At 67.9% G+C, this 19,655-nt stretch carries 19 protein-coding genes (1 of these 19 cut by a window edge); 10 read left to right on the plus strand and 9 right to left on the minus strand.

Annotated elements, in window-relative coordinates; genetic code table 11:
* Positions 1 to 5,945, minus strand: the beginning of a protein-coding gene (locus JVH1_RS36295; RefSeq protein WP_371113075.1) for a non-ribosomal peptide synthase/polyketide synthase. The gene continues 20,671 nt to the left of window position 1, outside the view; only the first 5,945 of its 26,616 coding nucleotides appear in the window; its start codon is at positions 5,943 to 5,945; its stop codon lies beyond the left edge, outside the window.
* Positions 5,946 to 6,238: 293 nt separating this feature from the next.
* Positions 6,239 to 6,436, minus strand: coding sequence for a hypothetical protein (locus JVH1_RS36300; protein ID WP_237735075.1), 198 nt, complete (start codon positions 6,434 to 6,436; stop codon positions 6,239 to 6,241).
* On the opposite strand from JVH1_RS36300, the gene JVH1_RS36305 reads away from it, so the two are divergent.
* From JVH1_RS36305 to JVH1_RS36315, 3 genes are all read left to right on the plus strand, one after another.
* Complete coding sequence (locus JVH1_RS36305) at positions 6,372 to 6,530, plus strand: RGCVC family protein (RefSeq protein WP_237723925.1); 159 nt, start codon at positions 6,372 to 6,374, stop codon at positions 6,528 to 6,530. The genes JVH1_RS36300 and JVH1_RS36305 overlap by 65 nt on opposite strands.
* A 101-nt stretch (positions 6,531 to 6,631) precedes the next feature.
* Positions 6,632 to 7,396 (plus strand): haloacid dehalogenase type II, encoded by a 765-nt coding sequence (locus JVH1_RS36310; RefSeq protein WP_009472782.1) that lies wholly within the window; start codon positions 6,632 to 6,634, stop codon positions 7,394 to 7,396.
* A 175-nt stretch (positions 7,397 to 7,571) separates the two neighbouring features.
* Positions 7,572 to 7,976: a hypothetical protein gene (locus JVH1_RS36315; RefSeq protein ID WP_009472781.1), complete on the plus strand. Its 405-nt coding sequence runs from the start codon at positions 7,572 to 7,574 to the stop codon at positions 7,974 to 7,976.
* Between the two features lie 57 nt (positions 7,977 to 8,033).
* Here the strand turns inward: JVH1_RS36315 and JVH1_RS36320 are convergent, their stop codons facing one another.
* Both JVH1_RS36320 and JVH1_RS36325 read right to left on the minus strand, forming a co-directional pair.
* A complete protein-coding gene (locus JVH1_RS36320) occupies positions 8,034 to 9,023 on the minus strand; it encodes a glutamate ABC transporter substrate-binding protein (protein ID WP_009472780.1) in 990 nt (329 codons plus the stop codon).
* A complete protein-coding gene (locus JVH1_RS36325; RefSeq protein WP_009472779.1) occupies positions 9,023 to 10,387 on the minus strand; it encodes a hypothetical protein in 1,365 nt (454 codons plus the stop codon). Before JVH1_RS36325 ends, JVH1_RS36320 begins: the two co-directional genes overlap by 1 nt.
* A gap of 150 nt (positions 10,388 to 10,537) precedes the next feature.
* Here JVH1_RS36325 and JVH1_RS36330 point away from each other — a divergent pair, with 150 nt between their 5' ends.
* Entirely contained in the window at positions 10,538 to 11,629 is a 1,092-nt protein-coding gene (locus JVH1_RS36330) for a sugar ABC transporter substrate-binding protein (protein WP_043777487.1), read from the plus strand.
* Between the two features lie 14 nt (positions 11,630 to 11,643).
* On the opposite strand, the gene JVH1_RS36335 is transcribed toward JVH1_RS36330, so the two are convergent.
* Positions 11,644 to 12,072 carry a nuclear transport factor 2 family protein gene (locus tag JVH1_RS36335; RefSeq protein WP_009472777.1) on the minus strand — a complete coding sequence of 143 codons (429 nt, stop codon included), beginning with the start codon at positions 12,070 to 12,072 and terminating at the stop codon, positions 11,644 to 11,646.
* A gap of 160 nt (positions 12,073 to 12,232) precedes the next feature.
* On the opposite strand from JVH1_RS36335, the gene JVH1_RS36340 reads away from it, so the two are divergent.
* Positions 12,233 to 12,862: a bifunctional 2-polyprenyl-6-hydroxyphenol methylase/3-demethylubiquinol 3-O-methyltransferase UbiG gene (locus JVH1_RS36340; RefSeq protein WP_041812284.1), complete on the plus strand. Its 630-nt coding sequence runs from the start codon at positions 12,233 to 12,235 to the stop codon at positions 12,860 to 12,862.
* On the opposite strand, the gene JVH1_RS36345 is transcribed toward JVH1_RS36340, so the two are convergent.
* Complete coding sequence (locus JVH1_RS36345; RefSeq protein WP_009472775.1) at positions 12,813 to 13,520, minus strand: TioE family transcriptional regulator; 708 nt, start codon at positions 13,518 to 13,520, stop codon at positions 12,813 to 12,815. The two genes, JVH1_RS36340 and JVH1_RS36345, sit on opposite strands and share 50 nt — an antisense overlap.
* A 126-nt stretch (positions 13,521 to 13,646) precedes the next feature.
* Here JVH1_RS36345 and JVH1_RS36350 point away from each other — a divergent pair, with 126 nt between their 5' ends.
* Positions 13,647 to 14,123 carry a DUF6194 family protein gene (locus JVH1_RS36350; RefSeq protein ID WP_009472774.1) on the plus strand — a complete coding sequence of 159 codons (477 nt, stop codon included), beginning with the start codon at positions 13,647 to 13,649 and terminating at the stop codon, positions 14,121 to 14,123.
* Between the two features lie 61 nt (positions 14,124 to 14,184).
* Here the strand turns inward: JVH1_RS36350 and JVH1_RS36355 are convergent, their stop codons facing one another.
* Positions 14,185 to 14,526 carry a hypothetical protein gene (locus tag JVH1_RS36355; RefSeq protein ID WP_009472773.1) on the minus strand — a complete coding sequence of 114 codons (342 nt, stop codon included), beginning with the start codon at positions 14,524 to 14,526 and terminating at the stop codon, positions 14,185 to 14,187.
* Between the two features lie 577 nt (positions 14,527 to 15,103).
* Here JVH1_RS36355 and JVH1_RS36360 point away from each other — a divergent pair.
* A complete protein-coding gene (locus tag JVH1_RS36360) occupies positions 15,104 to 15,412 on the plus strand; it encodes an alpha/beta fold hydrolase (protein ID WP_009472772.1) in 309 nt (102 codons plus the stop codon).
* A 73-nt stretch (positions 15,413 to 15,485) separates the two neighbouring features.
* On the opposite strand, the gene JVH1_RS36365 is transcribed toward JVH1_RS36360, so the two are convergent.
* On the minus strand, positions 15,486 to 16,520 hold the full coding sequence (locus JVH1_RS36365) for a Gfo/Idh/MocA family oxidoreductase (RefSeq protein WP_009472771.1): 1,035 nt from the start codon (positions 16,518 to 16,520) through the stop codon (positions 15,486 to 15,488).
* A 201-nt stretch (positions 16,521 to 16,721) separates the two neighbouring features.
* Here JVH1_RS36365 and JVH1_RS36370 point away from each other — a divergent pair, with 201 nt between their 5' ends.
* On the plus strand, positions 16,722 to 17,336 hold the full coding sequence (locus JVH1_RS36370; RefSeq protein ID WP_043777498.1) for a class I SAM-dependent methyltransferase: 615 nt from the start codon (positions 16,722 to 16,724) through the stop codon (positions 17,334 to 17,336).
* A 28-nt stretch (positions 17,337 to 17,364) separates the two neighbouring features.
* Here JVH1_RS36370 and JVH1_RS36375 read toward each other — a convergent pair whose 3' ends face one another.
* A complete protein-coding gene (locus JVH1_RS36375) occupies positions 17,365 to 17,685 on the minus strand; it encodes a hypothetical protein (RefSeq protein ID WP_009472769.1) in 321 nt (106 codons plus the stop codon).
* A gap of 184 nt (positions 17,686 to 17,869) precedes the next feature.
* Here JVH1_RS36375 and JVH1_RS36380 point away from each other — a divergent pair, with 184 nt between their 5' ends.
* Both JVH1_RS36380 and JVH1_RS36385 read left to right on the plus strand, forming a co-directional pair.
* Positions 17,870 to 18,580 carry an SDR family oxidoreductase gene (locus JVH1_RS36380; protein ID WP_043777495.1) on the plus strand — a complete coding sequence of 237 codons (711 nt, stop codon included), beginning with the start codon at positions 17,870 to 17,872 and terminating at the stop codon, positions 18,578 to 18,580.
* Positions 18,577 to 19,635, plus strand: a complete 1,059-nt coding sequence (locus JVH1_RS36385; RefSeq protein WP_009472767.1) for an S-adenosylmethionine:tRNA ribosyltransferase-isomerase — start codon at positions 18,577 to 18,579, stop codon at positions 19,633 to 19,635. The genes JVH1_RS36380 and JVH1_RS36385 overlap by 4 nt, the downstream gene beginning before the upstream one ends.
* Positions 19,636 to 19,655 lie beyond the last annotated feature (20 nt).

Genomic DNA, 19,655 nt, shown 5'->3' on the forward strand with positions numbered 1-19,655 from the left:
ACGGTGACGCCCGGCGCGAAGGTCGGGACCATTGCCCAGACCTCGCCGGCCGGGACGGCGGGACGTGCCAGTGCCGACAGCACTGCACGGTGAGTCACCGATACCGGTTTCGGAAGCGCGGTCGACCCGCGTGTGAGCAGGACGTAGGCGGCGGTGTCCGGGCTGGGACCGGCGCCGACGTCGACGGCGGTGAGGGGGTGACCCGACCTGCGCGCGAGGTCGGCGACGGTGCCGGGCGCGTCGAGGACGAGGGTGGGAACGTGACCGTGGGGAAGATGTTCTTCCACAGCGGATATCGTCACAAATATCGCGACGTCAGGGATCGTCCGGGAGAGTTGCGTGGGCGACGCCCGTCCGGGATCGAGTGGTAGGCACACGCCGCCTGCCGCGAGCACGCCCAGTGTGACGGCGACGTAGTCCATCGAATGGGGAATCGCCACGGCGACGAGGCGTTCCGGTTCCGCTCCGTGATCGTGGAGCAGCCGGGCGATTCGGTTCACCCGGTCGGCGAGTTCGCCGTACGACAGCGTGTCACCCGCGAACGACACCGCGACGGCGTCTGGTTGCCGTGCCGCCGTCCGGGCAAACTCCGCGGGCAGCGTCGTCGCGGGGCCCGGTTCGTCCGGGGCGGTCCACGAACGGAGGGCGACGTCACGTTCCCGGTCGGTGAGCAGATCGATGTTCCCCACCACGGTGTCCGGCTCCGTGGTCACGATATTCAGGACGCGGACGAGCCGGTCGGCGAGCCCACGCACCGTCTCTTCGTCGAACAGATCGGTGGCGTATACGATTCCGCCGTCGATTCCCTGCGGCGCCCCGCCGTCATCGCGGCGTTCACTGAGCCACACCTGCAGGTCGAATTTACAGATCTTCGGGTCGTAGCCGACGGCCGCGACGTGCAGACCGGGCAGGTCGAGCTCCCGCGCCTCGTGTCCGGCAGGCAGGACGTTCTGGAACTCGAGAAGAACCTGGAACAACGGTGAACGACTGTCCGTGCGTTCGGGTTCGAGGGAGTCCACCAACTTCTCGAACGGATAGTCGGCGTGTGCGAACGCGCCCAGGTCCACATCCCGCACAGTGCGTACGGTGTCCGCGAAGCCCGCCTCGGGATCGATGCGGGTGCGCAGCACGAGCGTGTTGACGAACATGCCCACCACGTCGTCGAGTGCGGGCTCCCCACGTCCCGCGACCGGGGTGCCGATGCTCACATCGTAGGTGCCGGCGAGCCGGGCGAGCACGACTGCCAGCGCCGCGTGACACGTCATGAAGAGTGTGGACGTGCAGGTTCGGGACAGTGCCCGCATGCCGGCGTGCAACTCCGGAGGCAGGTGGAAGTCCACTCGGCCGCCGTGCAGGGACCGCCGCTGTGGGCGCGGACGGTCGGTCGGCAGCGCGAGAAGGGGCGGCGATCCCCGGAGCGACTCACTCCAATAGTCGAGTTGCCGCGACGCGAGGCTGTCGGGATCGGTGGGCCGACCCAACAGTGCGTGTTGCCACAAGGCGTAGTCCACGTACTGCACGGCCGGCGGTTCCCAGGCGGGGGCGCGTCCCTCGACCCGGGCACGATAGGCGGCGGAGAGGTCACGAGCGAGCGGACCAGCCGACGCCCCATCGGCCGCGATGTGATGGATCACCAGGGCCAGCACGTGGTCGGTGTCACCGATCGTGAACAGAGACGCTCGGAGCGGCGCGTCGACGGTGACGTCGAACGGCGCGGCCGCGGCCCCGGCGACGTGTGCGTCGAGGTCGGTCGGACCGTCGACCCGCACGGTCTCGACCCGGGGCAGCGCCCGTTCCGCGGGCAGGATCACCTGATGTGGTCCGTCGTCCGAGGTCGGGTACACCGTGCGGAGCGACTCGTGCCGTTCGACGACGTCTGCGATCGCTGCTTCGAGGGCACCGACGTCGAGGTGACCGGTGAGCCGGACGACCAGCGGAATGTCGTAGGCCGGGGAGTGTGGGTCGTACTGGTTGACGAACCACATCCGTTCCTGGGCCGGGGAGAGCGGAATCCTGGCGGGGCGGGGGAACCGGCGGAGGGGAGGCCGCTCGGAGCCATCGCCGCGCCGGCTCTCGACGATATCGGCGAGTGCGGCGACCGTCGGGTGCTCGAAGAGATCACGGACGTCCAGCGAGGTTTCCAGGGCGGAATTCAGCCGTGCCACCACCCGGGTCGCCGCCAGGGAACCTCCGCCGAGATCGACGTAGTCGTCGTCCACACCGACACCCGTGACACCGAGCACGGTCTCGAACACCGACGCGACCGTCTCTTCCGTTGGCGTGCGCGGCCGGTGGCCGGCGCCGCTCCGCGGGGCGAACGTCGGCGCCGGGAGCGCGGCACGGTCCAGCTTGCCGCTCGGGGTGCGCGGAATGACGTCGAGGGGGACGACCGCGGCAGGGAGCATGTGCGCGGGCAGTGTGCGCGCGAGCCGACGATGCATCTCCCCGACATCGACGCGCCACCCTTCTGCCGGGTGAACGTAGGCGATCACCGCGGCATCTCCCGTGTTCGGGTCGGTCGCGGCAGTTGCGACAGCGAACCCCACGCTCGGGTCGGCACGCAGGACTGCCTCGATCTCCCCGAGTTCGATGCGGAAACCGCGGACCTTTACCTGGAAGTCGCTGCGCCCGACGTAGGCGAGGTCGAGGGCGGCGGATGGATCCTCCCCGTGCCGGACGCGCCATCGCACGAGATCGCCGGTCCGGTACATCCGCGTCCCCGGCGACCCGAAGGGCGCGGCCACGAAACGTACGGCATCGAGTCCGGCACGGTTTCGGTATCCGCGCGCGAGGCCTGGGCCCGCGAGGTACAGCTCGCCGACGGTGCCCGGCGGAACCGGGTGCAGCCGGTCGTCGAGCACGACGACCTCGAACCCGCATGCCGGCGCTCCGAGGCTGACCGGCTCATCCGGCACCAACGGTGCGCTGATGGTCGACATGATCGTCGCCTCGGTGGGCCCGTAGGCGTTGACGACGCGCCGCCCCGGCGCCCATGTGGATACGACTTCTGGCGGGCAGACCTCGCCGGCGACGGTGAGATGCGACAGGGTCGGCGCGCCACGTGGTTCGAGCGTGGCGAGCGTGGTCGGAGTGAGGATGGCGTGGGTCACCTGATAGTCGGTGAGTACTCGCTCCAGTTCCGTACCCCCGACCACTTCGGGCGGGACGATCACCACGCGCGCACCGGATCCGACAGCCGCGAGCAGTTCGAACAGGGAGGCGTCGAAGCTCGGGGACGCGAACTGGGCCACCCGCCCGGTGGGCGGCACGTCGAGCCCTTTAATCTGTGCGGCGATCAGATTCGCGATCCCGCGGTGGGTCACCACCACCCCTTTGGGGACGCCGGTCGATCCTGACGTGTAGATGAGATAGGCCGGGTGGTCCCACCGCAGCGGGCGGGGGCGGTCGGCGTCGCCGACCGGTGTACTGGTGCGGACGGAAGTGGTGTCGTCGGCGTTGCGGTCGTGTAGTTCGATCCACTCGACGTCACCGGGTAGGTCGCCCCGGTGGCGGCTGACCGTGACCCCGAGATTCGCACCGGAATCGGTGAGCATGTGCGCTATGCGGGCTTCGGGGTATCCGGGATCGACGGGCAGGAAGGAGGCCCCGGATTTCGCGACTGCCCACGCGGCGCGGACGAGATCAGCGGATCTCGGGAGCGCGAGAGCGACGACGGTTTCAGGGCCGGCGCCCCGGGAGAGGAGAACGCGAGCGAGCTGGGTGGATTCCTCGTCCAGCTGATGGTACGTGATGCCGGTACCGTCACCAGCAGCGTCGACGACGGCGATCGCGTCGGGGTCGCGGTGTGCCGCATTTGCCAGGATTTCGGGCAGCGTGCGCGGCGGAACTCCCGGATCGCCTCGCGCGGGTACGAGCCGGCGCCATTCGGCGGAACTCAACAGGTCCAGATCCGCGATCGGGATGTCGGGGTGCGCTGTGACCTGGTCGAGCACCCGGACCAGACGGTCGGCGAATCCGCGGATCGTCGACGGCTCGAAAAACTCCCGCGCGAAGGTCAGTCGGAGGTCGAGCCCGGCGCGTCCGGGATGTTCGACGATGCGGATCCAGAGGTCGGCGCCCTCGTCGGACCGGCTGTCGGGTTCGTGCGGGTGATCGCTGGTCTGCAAGTCGAACCCGACCTGGAACAGGTGCCGGCCCGCAGATGCTGCTGGAATCGCGAGTGCGGCGGCGATCTCGTCGAAGCTGCCGTCGGCGTGCGTGAACGCACCGAGTTCGGTCGTACGTGCGCGCTCGACGAGCTCGGTGAACGATTCGGTGCCGTCGACCCGCATACGCAGAACCAGAGGCCATCCGCCTGAGCCCGCGGGTGTCCCGAGGACGACGTCGCGGACTCCGCCGAGACGAGCGAGCAGTGCCACGACCGCCGCATGCGTGACGGTGTACGTGGCGAACGGGCAGTCCCGTCCGAGGGTCTCGATCCGGTGATGCAGGTCCGCGGTCACGTGCGCCTCGACGTGCTCTCGCCGGCCGTCGACCGTACCTGCCCGGCGGGTGTAGTCGCGGGGAAGAGGTGTGTCGTGGGCCAGGTCGGTGAGCATCGTCCGCCAGTAGTCCAGATGTGCTGTGCGCCTGTGGATCCGACCTCCCTCATGCGCGGACTCCGTGTGCACCTCGGCCACGGGATCGCCGGGATCCGCCGCGAGAAACTCCTCGAGGAGGCCCACGAACGACCGATGGTGACGAGCCAATTCGTCCCGGGAGTAGCGGTGGGGGTTCCCGCGGAACTCGATGACCATCCGCCCGGCAGCGGTGGTGCGGTACACATTGACCAGCAGATCCTCCACCGGCCCCGACGTGACCACGTGAAAGTCTCCGGTGAGCGGTCCGAACTGGATCCGGCGGTGGAAGAGCATGACGTTGACCATCGGCCCGGACAGCGAGTCCGCCACGTCGGTCTCGCGCCGGATATCCTCCAGCGTGAATCGCTGATGACGAAGAGCACCCAATATTTCGTGGTGTACCCGGCGGGTGAGGGAAGCCACGGTGTCGTCGGGTGCGGTTGCCACCGGCAGCGGAGCGAGCCCGACGAGCATCCCGCCCGATCGCTGCAGCAGTGTGGTGGTGCGGCCCGACACCGGGAGGTCGACGACCACGTCGTCTTGTCCGGTCATCCGGGCGAGATACGTGGCGAAGGCGGCGATCACTCCGGTCGCCGGCGGCGTGCCGAGCCGTTCGCCGGAACGGTCCAGTCGCTCCGTCGCGGCCGTCGACAGCAGGGACTTCTCGAGAATGCTGTCCGCGACGGCGGGTGCCACTGTCGGCGACAGGCTCGAGTTGGAACGGAGACCGGCGAGGCGGTCCCGCCAATACGCCCGATCGGACTCGTAGTGCCTCGACGACCGATACTCCTCGTCGAGACGGTGAAGGGTGCGCAGATCTGCGGCACCGGCAGGTTCCGGCGTCCGTGCCTCCACACGCGCGGTGTACAGCGCGGCGATTCGGTTCACCAGCGTCATCGCTCCGTAACCGTCCAGTGCGACATGGTGAATTCTGCTGTACCACAAGTAGTAATCGTCACCGACTCGTAACACCGTCGACGTCGCCAGCCGGTCCCGCGTCGGATCGAGCGGCGCGGTGTAGTCCCGCGTCATCCACGCGTGGGCCGCCGCGACGGGGTCCGGCTCGTCTCCGAGGTCGACATATCCGGTCGACAGCTCGATGGTCGGGTCGACGATTTGGAACGGCTGCCCGTCGATCTCGAACACCCGCAGGAACGCCGACTGGAACTCACGACCCGCAGTCACCGACGCGTCGTCGAGGGCCGCGAGATCCAGAGCGCCGCGCACCTCGACGTACTGCGCAATGCACCTCGGGACGTCGGGGGCGAGGCGCTGGGCCAGCCAGATTCCGCGCTGCACGGGCGTCAGCGGGAAGGCGTCGGGCCGACTGCGAACGGTCGCGTCGCTCCTGTTCCTGGTATCCACTTGCTAGAACCTCCCGACGGCAACCAACGACGATTGCCTCTGGGTCGGACGTTTTCGGCTTAGCTGATCTATATCGCGGGCACGACCGGGTCCGTTACTACCAGTATGTGCTGTACCTGCGAAGATGCCCCCGGCCGTCGCCTTGCGGGCCGACTTCCGGCGCTCGCCGAGAGGGCCCGCCCGATCAGGCGGTCGACCCGTGCGTCTGCCGAGGTCACGAAATGGTGACGCGGCGGGGTTGGGCCGTGAGGGGGTAGCGTGGTGGTTGTCGAGGGTTATTCGAATATGCGCGGTCATGCCATGTCGTCCTCGGCGCCCACCGCGGCCTGCAGTCGAAGGGCCGAGAACTGGAGCGCCGCCATGGCGTCGAACCCGACTGATGTGTCAAATTTCCTCGTCTCCGAGTCGCCGAGCCCCACGCTGGTGGTGGAATCGGAGGCGTCGTGCACGGCATGCCCACACAGCGCGGATTCCCACGACGAGCTCGGGATTCGGTTCTGCGCCGTGACCTCGGCGCGAAGCCTCGAACGCAAGTGCATCTGCGCCGGTGACCAGGTGAGTGGACAGCACTACTCCCGGTACTGAAGCAGACGCTCACCCATGGGCGCTCCGTTCGATTCGCCGACGGCTTTGCATGACGGCACTATTCTGATGCCACGTCATCCGTTCGAGTCGAAAGGACGCCCATGGCTGGTGCGCCGTTCCGGTCCCCGTCGACGGGGCGCAATGTCCGCGCCGTGTTGTTCGATACCTTTGGCACCGTTGTCGATTGGCGCACCGGTATCGCCACCGCTGTTGCGGATTATGCGGCGCGTCATCAGCTCGAGGTGGACGCAGTTGCATTCGCCGACCGGTGGCGCGCCCGTTACCAGCCGTCGATGGACGCGATCCTTTCTGGCGCCCGCGAGTTCGTGACTCTCGATATCTTGCACCGCGAGAACCTCGACTTCGTGCTCCGCGAATCGGGTATCGACCCCACGAATCACGATTCCGGAGAGCTCGACGAGCTCGCGCGCGCCTGGCATGTGCTCACCCCCTGGCCCGACAGCGTCCCAGGGCTCACGGCGATCAAAGCCGAGTACATCATCGGCCCGCTCTCGAACGGCAACACCTCACTTCTGCTCGACATGGCCAAGAACGCCGGAATCCCGTGGGACGTGATCATCGGCTCCGACATCAACCGGAAATACAAACCTGATCCCCAGGCTTACCTGCGGACAGCACAGTTTCTCGGTCTTCACCCGGGCGAAGTCATGCTTGCCGCCGCCCACAACGGCGACCTCGAAGCCGCTCACGCCACAGGACTGGCTACAGCCTTCATTCTCCGGCCCGTAGAACACGGACCGCACCAGACGGATGATCTCGCGCCAACAGGCAGTTGGGACATTTCAGCCACCGACATCACCGATCTCGCAGCGCAGCTCCGTGCGGGATCGGCAGGGTTCAGGTGAGGCGGCGAACCTTCTCCACTGCCCGCGTGATGACTGCGTCGAACTCGACCTGGAATTGCTTGCCCTGACATTTGAGCACCATGAATCCGGTCGCGCGTCCCACCTCGTGTCAGGTAATTCTTGACGCCAGGTCCGATCCCTGTCAGGCTATACCTGACGTAATTGGGAGGTAGTCATGGAACTTGTCGAACGCGCCGTCAGTGCGGAAATCGACGCCGCTGCTCACGCGGTGATAACGGCTGCGGCCGCCGAAGCAAGCCGTCACGCCGACGAAATCATCGGCCCCGGGCCGCTTCCCGGCACGGCGGAATGGGACGCCGAGCAGGGCACGGACATTCCCAACCAGCGAACCCTGGCCTGGCACCTGCTGAGTCTTCGTATACAGCTCGCTGCCGGCCTGGACGGCATCGAAACCGTTCTCGGCCTGCGCTTTCAGGGAGCGACGTGGGCGACCATCGGCAAGGCCGCCGGGATGACCCGCCAATCCGCGCACGAGCGATGGGGTTCGCGCACCACCGCCCTGCTCGACCCGATGGGGACCGGCCTGCCCAAGACCGTTGCCGACGACGATCCGAGCTGAACCGGGACGTGGTGGAACTTGGGGGATAAAAGTGGCGCCCGCCGCCTGAGGGGTCGGTCAGTCCCGGTACTCCGGGGCTGGTGGTCCGGGTGCCGGGCCGAGCGACGACAGCCACCGATCGTAGAGGGCCGTCCAGGTTCCGTCTGTGCGCAGTCGTTCCAGTGTGCCGTTGACGAACCGGACGAGGTCGTCGTTTCCGGGAGCGAGGCCGATGGCGTACTGGGCGGAATCTGTTTCGGGACCGACGATTTCGAGATTCGGATCCTGGGCGACGAGACCGGCGAGGAAGGCGGCGCCTGCGACCGCGTCGACCTGCCGCTGCTGGATGGCCATGAGACAGTCGTCCCAGTCGGGGACCGCAAGGATCGTGGCTTTGGGGGCGATGCGCGACAGCGCCGACATCGACGCCGGGTCGTGATGCGTGCAGACCCGTCGCCGGGCAAGGTCGGCCGGACCGGAGATACCCGACCCGTCCCGCACCACGAGCCGGCGTGAGGCCTCGAGATACACCGTGGAGAACGTCAAGTCCTGGGGACCTTGACAGGGGAGGGCCACCGGACGCACGACCATGTCCGCATCACTGTCGGCGAGCATCTCGGCGCCGTCATCGGTTCCGAGCGGCCGGAACTCGACCTTGGTGGGATCGCCGAGCAGATCACGTGCGACCTCCCGAGCGAGGTCGACACCGAATCCGGTGAGGGTGCCGGTCGTCGGGTCGCGGAAACTGAACAGGTTGGTGTTCTGATCGACCGCGACGACCAGGGTGCCGCGGGCACGGATATCGCCGAGCGTGCCGCCGAAACTCGGAGTCCCCGGGCGGAGGCTGGCCGGTGCTGCGCATGCCGGCGTCTCTGTATCCGGTGGCGGCGTGTCGGACGGTGCGATGAGCTGGGCGCCGGCCGACAGGGGAAACTCCGTGAAGTCTCCGGAGAACCTCGGGGCGGGTGCGTCGGGGGCGCCGCAGCCGGCAATCAGGACAGCGCCGAACGCGAGGCACCCGAGCAGCCGGGTGGAGCGCGGTCGCCGTTCCGGGTGTGTTCGCACCATCAGTGGTACTCACTCACTCGGGGTTCGATCCCCGCGACGACGGCGAGCGCTGCGGAAACAGCGAGCACGATGCCACCCACGGCGAGCGCCGCCATCGTGCGGTACGACTCCCGCATCGCGTCGAGTTCCTCGGTGCGCAGGGCGGTGATGGCGTCTTCGAGCGATTCGTCGAGGGCCCGGAACTGGGCGGTCGATGCCGTCGCGCCCGGACCGACCGCGACGTCCGCCGCGCCCTGGTAGTCGCCGTCTGCGAGCTTCTGCTGCAGATCCCGGTGCGCGCTCCGCCATCCGTCGAACGCGGCGGACGCATCGGCGATCGTCGGCGCGACCACGGTGCTCCGCGACGCGTCCGAGTTCAGAATCGCGGAGAGTGCGTCCGTGTGCCGGGCATAGTCGCTCCCGGCCGGATCGAAACCCGGCCGGAGCAGTCCCAGTGTCTCGTCGGCGCGGGCCTGCTGGGCGAGGATCCTCGCCTTCGTGACCGCCGCGAGGGGTTCGGCGCCGTCGATCCGTGCGCGTTCGCTCGCCGACGTCGACAACAGCCCGGCGATCACGATCCACACGACGAGTGCGGCCAGCAGGACCGTCGCGCACGCCAGCCCGGGATTGACCCGGCGACGGCTTCGATGCGCCACGTACGCGTGTGCGATGGCGAGGACGACGACCCCGGCCGACGCGACCACGATAGCGGTGGCGGGCAACCGGGCGGTGTGGGATTGCGTGTCGGCGACGGCGTGGGCCTGGTCGTTGTAGAGGTGTTCGGCCAAGGGCAGGATGGTGTCCTGCATCAGAGCCGAAGCGGTTCCGAGATACGCCACCCCGACCGGATTTCCCGCGGAGTCGTTGGACCGTGCGGTCGCCACCAGGTCCGTGTACACGGCGACGTGCCGCGACATCTCGGTGAGCAGTCGCAACGATTCGACGTCGCCGGAGGTGACGCCGTACGACGCGGTGACGAGTGCGTTCGACGCGTCCCCGAGCGCCTGGTTGTACCGGTCGCGCACCGCCAGCGGCTCGATGGCACCCGCGATGAACGACGACGTCGCTGCCGCGTCGGCGATCGACAACGAGCTGAACAGGTTCTGCGCGGCGTCCGCCAGCGGTTCGGTGTGGGCGCGAAGGGTTTCCATGCGCTGCTGCCGCGCGGCGACCACGGCGGACGTCACGAGACCGGCCGTCAGCGCCACCGCGACGAGGACGACGGCGAGGAGGGACAGGCGTCCGGGCGTCGATGCGAGGAATTCGCGCCAGGGGCGCCGGCGGACCTCGGGCTCGACGAGAAGGGATTCGTTCAGGAGATGCTCGTCGGCCGTCGAAGTGTCACGATCTCCGCTGGATACGGCGCCGCGGTCCTGGTGGAACACCTTCTCCTCCTCATCCCTGCACTCAGTGTGCGCCGATCACGGTCGGAAAACACCGAAAGCATCGACCCGCGCGAGTAGCGGGCCTCGCCCGCGGGTATCTCCAGACTGGGCACGATCAGGCTGGAGGTCACGGCTCATGAAGACAGGCTCATGAAGAGAAGGGTGCGCGCGTTCAGCGTCGCGGCCGCGGTCGCAGCGGTGGTGCTCGGCGCCTGCGCGGCCCCTGCTCCGCAGGGCGACGATGCACAGGAGAAGGTTTTCTTTTTCTTGCCGAACACGACGACCACCCGATTCGTGGAGCGCGACGAACCCTTGTTCACCGACTTCCTGGAGCTGTTCGCGCCGGAGGCGACGGTCACGGTCCGCAATGCCGAGGGCGATCCGGCCCGCCAGCAGAGTCAGGTCGAGTCGGCGATCGCGGAGGGCGCGTCCGTGCTCGTGCTGATCTCCACGGACGCGAGGTTCTCGGGTGGAGCCTTGACCGCCGCCGCCGAGGCGGACGTTCCGGTCGTGCTCTACGACCATGACGCGGTCGGTGGACCGGCAGACGTTCAGGTGATCTTCGATCCACTCGAGGTCGGCCGACGGCAGGGTAGCCGCGCCGCGGATCTGATCGCCGCGATGCCCGGCGACGGGGTGAAGATTGCCCGGGTGGGGGGAAACCTCGGTGAATACGGGACCCGTCAATTCCGGCTCGGCCAGGACGAGTTTCTGCAGCCGCTCGCCGACAGCGGCAAGATACGCGTGGTCTGCGAGACCGCGATCGACGACTGGGACCCGGCCGAAGGTCAGGCATTCGCCGAGGAATGCCTGGCCCGTGAGAACAACGACATCGCGCTGTTCGTCACCATGAACGACGACCTGGGAGGCGGAATCGTCGCGGCACTGGCAGGCCGCGGGCTCGCCGGGCGGATCCCGGTCACCGGCGGCCAGGACGCCAATCTCGCTGCGCTGCAATTGATCGCACAGGAAACCCTCGACAACACGATCTTCAAGAATCTGTCCGATCAGGCAAAGGTCGCGGCGCAGCTGACCACATCGATCCTGCACGGTGACGGCATTCCGGAGGAGATCGTCAACGGCACGATCGACAACCAGTACATGGCCGTGCCGACGGTGTTCCTGCCCGTGCAGAACATCACGAAGGACAACCTCGACGTCGTGGTCAACTCCGGCTTCTACACCTGGCAGCAGATCTGTGCACCGGACCCGGCATCCGCGGTGTGCGGCGACCACAGCTGAGCCGTCGACGGGGTTCAGCTCAGGGGTGCGATGACACCGCGGTCGCCGATCTCGGCGCGGACGTCGATCACCCGCCCGGCCAGCAACCAGGCCGAAGGTCCGCGGCGCCATTCGTCGCGGTACTCGCCGAGGCATTCGTACGTCGCGCCGGCGCGTTCTCCGAGGCCGACGTGAAACGCCCGGAAATAGGACCGAGTGCGCGCCGCGTCACCGTCGACGTCGACGTCGACGCGGATGTTGCCGAGCAGGTGCTGGGTGGCACCGCAGACGTCGAGGTGGGAGCGGACGCGCGCGACCACGTCCACCGGCCCCGTCCGCCCATAGGCCACGACATCTTCGGTGAGTGTCGCCGCGAACCCCGGCCAGTCCTTCGTGTCGAGCAGGTCGGCCACGACGTGCAGGCGGTCGGTGATCTGGACGCGGTCGGGAACGGACTCGGGCATGGCTCGATCTTCCTCGGAGGACCGGCCGCGTCGGCCCTGGAATCCCGCTGATCGAGACTCGCGTCGGCGAAACACCGTCGGGCTGCGGGTGGGTGCCGAGGTGGTGTCGCATACGGTGGCAGTGGCTCGCCGAGCGGGCCGGATCGAGGAGGAATCGGTAATGAGTGCACGCACCCCCGAGGAGCGCATCCCCAGCCAGTGGGAGGAGATCACAGCAGCCGACCCGGGGCATTCGATGTGGTACGTCGAGCGGTTCCGTGCCATGGAGGCGCAGGGCAAGGACATCGTGGGGGAGGCGCGGCTGGTCGATGCGATGCTCGGCCGCGGCGGTCGGGTACTGGATGCGGGGTGCGGACTGGGCCGTCTCGGCGGCTACTTGCACGATGCCGGTCATGTCGTGGTGGGTGTCGATGTGGATCCGGTGCTCATCTCCGTGGCAGAGGAGGATCACCCCGGTCCGACGTGGCTGGTCGGTGATCTCGCGGAGTTGGATCTGCCGGCTCGGGGGGTGACAGCCGATTTCGAGGTCATCGTCTGTGCGGGCAACGTGATGACTTTCCTGGCGCCGTCGACCCGGGAGGCGGTGCTGACGGAATTCGCCGCTCATCTCGCCCCGACCGGCCGAGTGGTTGTGGGGTTCGGCGCCGACCGGGGCTACGAGTTCTCCCAATTCCTCGCGGACGCTCAGGCCGGCGGCCTGACGGCGGATCTGCTGTTCTCGACGTGGGATCTGCGCCCGTTCAGCGAGGATTCCGACTTTCTGGTGGCGGTGTTGTCGCGCGCGCACTGACCCCCCCTTCTCGGAGTGCGAGGAGCACGGTGAGGGCAGAGGTTGCGTCGAGCAGGGCTCGGGAGCGGGCTGTGGTGGCCTGGTCGCGGGCAGCGAGCGCGGCGCCGATGTCACCCGATCCGGGTGTGTGCCCGAGTTGGGTCATGACCGCGTGGAGAGGTGCGATGCGGTAACCGGCCTTGCGTAGCTGATGCACGACGCGAGCGTCGCGGACCTGTGAAGGGGAGTATCGGCGCGCTCCCGTGGGTGTGTCCCGGTCCGGGACGACGAGTCCCTCTGCGTCCCAATGCCGCAACGTGGAGGGGCGGATGCCGAGGGCGGCGGCGAGTTCGCTCACGCTCATCCAGTCGGATGCCTGCACGTCGTCGACAGGCTCGGTCGAGATGGCCTCAGCGGCCTGCTTCGCCAGCGCGAGTTCGGTTCGTTCCGTGTGGAGTCGGGCGTGCGCGGCATCGAGGAGGGCGACCGTTGTCGCGGCCGGGCACGTGTGCACGCTGCGCACGATCCGTGTGGCTTCGACCGGGCCGACGCCGATGGCGAGTTCCCGATAGGCGAGCGCGGACTGCACATGCACGTCGGTGTAGATCCGGTATCCGGTGGCTGTGCGGGTTGCGGGAGGCAGCACCCCGTCGCGTTCGAGGTTGCGTACGTGCTGCACGGAACATCCGGCACGCCGGGCGACATCGACGGTCCGCAGATGACGCGATTGGAGACTTGTCACCGTATTTCTCCGACGTTTGCTCCTCGAGGTCTCCACAAGCACTTTAATGAAACGCTGGAAGCTATGACCATGGACGACATCATCGACTTCGTCGAAGGCCTCGGCGATGTTCTGACGCTCAGGCCTGCCCCCGGCGACGGTTCGCCGGAGATCAGCTGGGGTGACACCTTCTTCTACTACTCACCGGATCGGATCGTTCCGGACAGGACCCAGCCCTTCGCCACCATCGTCACCAAGAACTACCCCGGCGACGAAAGCTCGGGTCTGGACCGCGCGGGTGCGTTCCGGGTGAACATCCATGCCGGGAAGGAGGCGTTCATCGAGGCAACCGGCCATGCACCGCGAGAGCAGGGCGTCGCCGACGTCGACGCCGGTGCGCGCGACACCGTCATCGCGCATCCCGTCTATGGCTCACTGGCCTGGCTGGCAGTCATCGACCCCGGCTCGCGCACAGGCGAAGTCACGCGGGCGTTGCTGTGCCGTGCGCACGCCCTGGCTCGCTCGCGCTACGAGCGACGAGCGGAATCCACTCCACGCTGAGGGGGGAAGGCATGCGAAAGCGAGGACGACGAATCCTGGCGCCGTCCTCGGTCAAGCGTCATCACATCTGGTAGATCTGGCTGCTGTTCCACCCGACGAGAAGTTCGTCGAGCGTCATGCTCTGGTCTCGGCGTTCTTGCCGTTGGTCGCGTTGTCGGTCGTGGCGGGGGCCGTCACCGTGGTCACCACGATCGCCGGGGATGGTGGGTGCGGCGACTGTCGCAACGGGGTGTTCGGCCGCTGTTGCGATGGTGGTCGCGGCGCCGAGGGGGATGACGGCGATCGCGGCGGCGACGGCGGCCGTGGCGAACCGGTTCCGCAGGGTGATTCGAGGGCGACGGTTCACTGCGCCCGACGGATTCGCCGCGCGCGAAGCCTGGGAGTGGGGAAGTGAGATGTGCATGTCGTAGTGTCCTGTTCGAATGCGTGGGCCCAACGTCCACAGCTACTCGAATGGTGTCTGCGAGGTCCCGGAACGTTACACCCGACAGTCCAGGAATTTCGGTTCCACAGTGAAACCGTCCCGGAGTGGAGATGTTCTCCATGGATGGATTCCCGAGTCCGTACCAGCGCCACGGTGACCGCAGGCGGGCACCACGGCGCGTCAGCCGCGAACAGTTGGGGGATAGGAGAAGCAATGCTGTCCATCGAATCCGGCGGTGCTCGAATCGACTACACCGTGCACGGTGACGGCCGATCCTCGTCGAGCGTGATGTTGCCGGCGGGCTTCACAGCCCCCGCCACGTCGTGGCGGTATCAGATCCCGTCGCTGATCGAGGCCGGCCACCGCGTCATCGCTGTGGATCTGCCGGGTCACGGGACGGCTCCGGCCACGCCGCACGGAACGACGATGCAGACACGCGCCGGATTCGTGCACGCCCTCATCGAGGGGCTCGACCTGCAAGGTGCGGCATGTCGACACGTCCTTTGCGGACAGGATTCCCCCGACCGGCCACGGCACCCCGATCTGGAGACGCGGCATGCGGTTGGTCCGCCTGCTCGCCGCGATGGGCCGCGTCGACCGAACACTGTCGCCACCGGAACTCGCCCAGTTGAACGATCATGCGAAAATCGACTGGCGTCCGACGATCCGTTCGAGCGATCTTCCCGTGCTCTTCGTGGCCGGTTCCGACAGCGAGTTCTGGCCGTCAGCACACGCCGCAGCGGCTGCGGCACTCGCACCGAAGGGAGCGTCGACCGTCGTTCCGCGCGCGGGGCACGCGACGAACATGGAACGACCACATTCGTTCAACAAGGCGGTCGCCGAGTTTCTCGATTCCGCGTCCTGAGCCCCGAACCGACGCGAGCCCCGAACCGACGCGAGCCCCGAACCGACGTGAGCGCCGGCGCAGTCGCCTCCGGTCAGTCGAGGGACTGCACGACGACCGTGCTGCCGCTTTCCGCGGCCTCACGCGCCGCTCCCAACACCGCGATGGTGCCGAGCGCGGTGCGGGCAGGCACCGGTTGTGTGCCGGTGCCGGCAACGGCGGCCGCGAATTCCGTGTAGTAGTCCTGATACGCACCCCGCTGCGACGGAACCGGTTCCGCGCCATCCGCTGTGTGGAGGACGCCCCACCGTTCCCGTCGTTCGTAACCCCACCCGGTGGGATCGTCGATGGGCCGCACCCCTGCGAAGAGAGCCTGCGCCTGCACATCCGTCCCGTCCGCCACATAGCTGCCCACGCTGCCGAACGCGCGTAGCCGCCGCCCCTCGAGGTGGTTGACCTTGCTCGACGAGACGCTCGAATAGACCCCGCTGCGGTGAGCGATGTTGACGACGAAGCCGGCGTCGGTGCGCCCCTCCGGCCGATCGACGTAATCGAGGTGGGCGTCGACCCTCTCTGCCGGCCCGAACAACCACAGCATCTGGTCGACGACGTGTGCGCCGATGTCTCGCAGCAACCCGCCGGCCGGGCCTGATTCGAGCGTGTCGGCACCGTCCAGGTCGAAATGGGATTCGACACGCCAGATGTCGCCGAGTCGCGGCAACACCGACTTCAGGGTACGGATGTCGGCGTCGTATCGACGGTTGTGATAGACGCTGAGCAGCACGCCGGCGTCATCGGCGGCTGCTACCAGCTCGCGGGCCGTCTCGAGATCCGGCGCGAAAGGCTTGTCCGCGACCACGTGCACGCCACGCCCGAGTGCTTCGAGCACGAGTTCGCGTCGCGTCTGCGGTGGGGTGGTGATCGTGACGGCATCGACGCCGGAGTCGATGAGTTCGCCGAGGCTCGAGAACACCGGCACTCCGGGGAAGTCGGCGGCGGCCTGGGCGACACGGGAGTCGGATCGGGTCACGATGCCGCCCAGCGTGATTCCCTCTGCCGCGTCGACGAACGGTGCATGGAAGTAGCGGCCGCCCAGCCCGTACCCGACAATTCCGATATTCGTACTCATGCCTAAATTGTATGTTAAGACATTCGAACATCTGTCCGGTGTCGGCAGGGCAGGCAGTCGCGGTGTCGAGGGTCGAGAACCGCGCAGTGCCGTGCCAAGATGAGGTGGCACGATCCGTTTCAGGGAGGCGTCGAAGTGTCGGAGCGATCAGGACCCCTCGCCGATCCGTTCAGTGGTCGGCAGCCAACCAGCCACGAACGCATGACGGGACGGCCCTGGGATGCGTCGTATCACGAGGGGCCGGCGCCGTGGGATGTCGGCCGGCCGCAGCCGGCGGTCGTGCGGGTGGCATCCGAAGGCGGCTTCGCCGGAGCGGTGCTCGATGCGGGATGCGGCACCGGCGAGAACGCGCTTCACGTCGCCTCCCTGGGATTGCAGGTTCTGGGCGTCGACGTGGCTGAGACGGCACTGGTGATTGCCAGGGAGAAGGCCGACGACCGTCGGATCGAGGTCGAGTTCGCGCTGGCCGACGCGTTCCAGTTGGACGGAATGGGGCGCCGGTTCGACACCGTGCTGGACTGCGGACTGTTCCACACGTTCGACGCCGCCGAGCGACCACGCTACGTGGCGAGCGTGGCGTCGGTGACCGAACACGGCGGAATCGTCTATGTGTTGTGCTTCAGCGACGCTGGTCCCGATACCGGCCCGCACCCCGTCAGCCGGGAGGAGTTGCGAGCGGCGTTCGACCCCGGCGACGGATGGAAGGTCGCCGCCATCGAACCGGATCGGATCGAGACGAGATTCCACGACAACGGCGCACCGGCCTGGTTCGCGACCATCGAGCGGATCCACCCGGTGGGCGGGCCGGCACGGTGAAAGTTCGGCATTGCGTTCTTGCGTGCCGTCATTCGGCGTTGCCGGTCGGGAAGTAGACCGACCCGTCGCTACCGACGCAGCCGCCCTGGACGGGGCCGGGACCGAAGTACGCGCCGTTGACCTGCCCGGCGCCACCGGAGGAATTCGAGCCGACTCCGGCTCCCGCGACGCCGACTGCCCCGCAGGTGTAGCTGTTCGAGTCGCCCGGATCGCTCTCGACCTGAACCTGTGTGCCCGGCGTTGTGGGATCCCCGTGTAGGTTCGGCGCCGCGGCCGCGACACCGGGTGTTGCGAAGACGGCGAGCGCGGCTGCCGCCGCGAGCGCCGACCGCACTGCGAATGTGTTCATACGATGTCACCCTCGATTCGTCTCATGGTAGGGACCCAATTATCGTCCGCTCCATCCTGAAATCCCACCCCGGAAGTGTGCCCCGCGAATCGGCCGGCGGTCCCCTGACGCTGCCGTCCTTGACATGAAGTGGACTCGAGGTTTCACGATGGTCGCAGATGTCACAGGAGACAAGGAGTCTGCGATGAACGGCACCAGGACGGCGCTGATCACAGGAGGATCTGCAGGGCTGGGACGGGTGAGCGCAGTCGCGCTCGCGGAGCGCGGCTGGGAGGTGATCGTCACCGGCAGGCGGGTCGAACCCCTCGATCGGGTTGCCGCGCGGGCACACAGCATCACCGCGCTCCCCGGTGACGTGACCGATCCGGGGCATCGCGAGAGTATCGCCGTCGAGATCGCGGCGCGGGGGCGACTGGACCTGTTGCTCAACAACGCCAGCGCGCTCGGACCCAGCCCGATGCCCGCCCTCGCCCGGTATCCGGAGGACGCATTGGCGCAGGTCTTCGCGACCGATGTGCTCGCCCCGCTCGCATTGATCGCCGCGTTGCTCGAGCACGTGCGGGACGCGGGCGGGACCGTGATCAACATTTCGTCGGATGCCGCGGTCGCGGCGTACGCGGGCTGGGGCGGTTACGGAGCCGCGAAAGCGGCGCTCGACCACGCGACCGCGGTGCTGGCGGTGGAGGAACCCGGCCTTGCGGTGTATGCATTCGATCCCGGCGACATGCGCACCGAGATGCACCAGGCGGCGTTTCCCGGCGAGGACATCTCGGATCGGCCCGATCCGGAGACCGTGGTGCCTGCACTGCTGCATTTGCTCGACACCAGCCCACCCAGCGGCCGGTACCGTGCGGCGGACTTCGCGGTCGCAGCGAACACGGGGGTATCGTCGTGACCCGCGCACGCATCCCCTCCGCGGCCGAGTTCCGGTTCGTGCTGCCTCAGCGATTGGAGGCGAGTGGCCCACCGGAGAGCCGGGGGCTGCTGCGCGACTCGGTGCGAATGCTGGTGTCCGATCGGGGCAGGGTGGAACACAGCAGATTTCACGACCTGCCGCGTTTCCTGCGGCCGGGCGACGTGGTGGTGGTGAACGCGTCGTCGACACTGGCGGCGGCGGTGGACGGGACCGTCGACGCGGTCGGACCTGTGGTCGTGCACTTCTCGACCGATCTCGAGGACGGAGACTGGGCGGTCGAGGTGCGAGCGCCGGGACCGGTCTCCGGCGCCCTCGACACGATTGCGGCGGGAACGCGGATCATTCTGCCGCGCGGTGTCGTTGCGACGCTCGTGAAACCCTGGCCTCTCGGGTCGACCAGGTTGTGGCGGGCCTCGATCGACGGCGTCGCGGACGTAGCCGCGGAACTGCTCGCCACCTCGGGCCGTCCGATCACCTACGCGTACGTCCACGAACGCTGGCCCCTGTCCTCGTACCAGACGATCTTCGGTCGCACCGGTGGAAGCGCCGAGATGGCCAGCGCCGCTAGGCCGTTCACTCATCCGATGGTTACCGACCTCGCGACCTCGGGGGTGGTGGTGGCACCGATCCTGTTGCACACGGGGGTCTCCTCGCCGGAGCGAGGGGAGCCGCCGATCCCGGAGCGGTTCGAGGTGCCGGAGCAGACGGCGCGGCTGGTCAACGACCGGCGTGCCGCCGGAGGCCGCGTCATCGCGGTCGGAACCACCGTGACCAGGGCCCTCGAGACCGAGGCCACTTCGGGCGGCATGGCGGTGGCGGGCGCCGGCTGGACGGACCTGGTGCTGAGTGCGGGTAGGCCGACCCTGGCCGTGGACGGCCTGATCACGGGCTGGCACGCACCGGGGGCGTCACACCTGATGCTGCTCGAATCGGTGGTGGGGGAGAAGGCCGTCCGTCGTGCCTACGACGAGGCGCTCGCACGTGGCTACCTGTGGCACGAGTTCGGAGACAGTGCATTGTTGCTGCGACGGTGACGACGCGATCGAGGTTCTCG

Source organism: Rhodococcus sp. JVH1, assembly GCF_000280725.2.
Classification (GTDB): domain Bacteria; phylum Actinomycetota; class Actinomycetes; order Mycobacteriales; family Mycobacteriaceae; genus Rhodococcus_F; species Rhodococcus_F jostii_A.

Coding starts and splice junctions, on each gene's coding strand:
- JVH1_RS36310 (WP_009472782.1), top strand. CDS start 6,632: ATGGCTGGTGCGCCGTTCCGGTCCCCGTCGACGGGGCGCAATGTCCGC.
- JVH1_RS36315 (WP_009472781.1), top strand. CDS start 7,572: ATGGAACTTGTCGAACGCGCCGTCAGTGCGGAAATCGACGCCGCTGCT.
- JVH1_RS36320 (WP_009472780.1), bottom strand. CDS start 9,023: ATGGTGCGAACACACCCGGAACGGCGACCGCGCTCCACCCGGCTGCTC.
- JVH1_RS36330 (WP_043777487.1), top strand. CDS start 10,538: ATGAAGAGAAGGGTGCGCGCGTTCAGCGTCGCGGCCGCGGTCGCAGCG.
- JVH1_RS36335 (WP_009472777.1), bottom strand. CDS start 12,072: ATGCCCGAGTCCGTTCCCGACCGCGTCCAGATCACCGACCGCCTGCAC.
- JVH1_RS36340 (WP_041812284.1), top strand. CDS start 12,233: ATGAGTGCACGCACCCCCGAGGAGCGCATCCCCAGCCAGTGGGAGGAG.
- JVH1_RS36350 (WP_009472774.1), top strand. CDS start 13,647: ATGACCATGGACGACATCATCGACTTCGTCGAAGGCCTCGGCGATGTT.
- JVH1_RS36355 (WP_009472773.1), bottom strand. CDS start 14,526: ATGCACATCTCACTTCCCCACTCCCAGGCTTCGCGCGCGGCGAATCCG.
- JVH1_RS36360 (WP_009472772.1), top strand. CDS start 15,104: ATGCGGTTGGTCCGCCTGCTCGCCGCGATGGGCCGCGTCGACCGAACA.
- JVH1_RS36365 (WP_009472771.1), bottom strand. CDS start 16,520: ATGAGTACGAATATCGGAATTGTCGGGTACGGGCTGGGCGGCCGCTAC.
- JVH1_RS36370 (WP_043777498.1), top strand. CDS start 16,722: ATGACGGGACGGCCCTGGGATGCGTCGTATCACGAGGGGCCGGCGCCG.
- JVH1_RS36375 (WP_009472769.1), bottom strand. CDS start 17,685: ATGAACACATTCGCAGTGCGGTCGGCGCTCGCGGCGGCAGCCGCGCTC.
- JVH1_RS36380 (WP_043777495.1), top strand. CDS start 17,870: ATGAACGGCACCAGGACGGCGCTGATCACAGGAGGATCTGCAGGGCTG.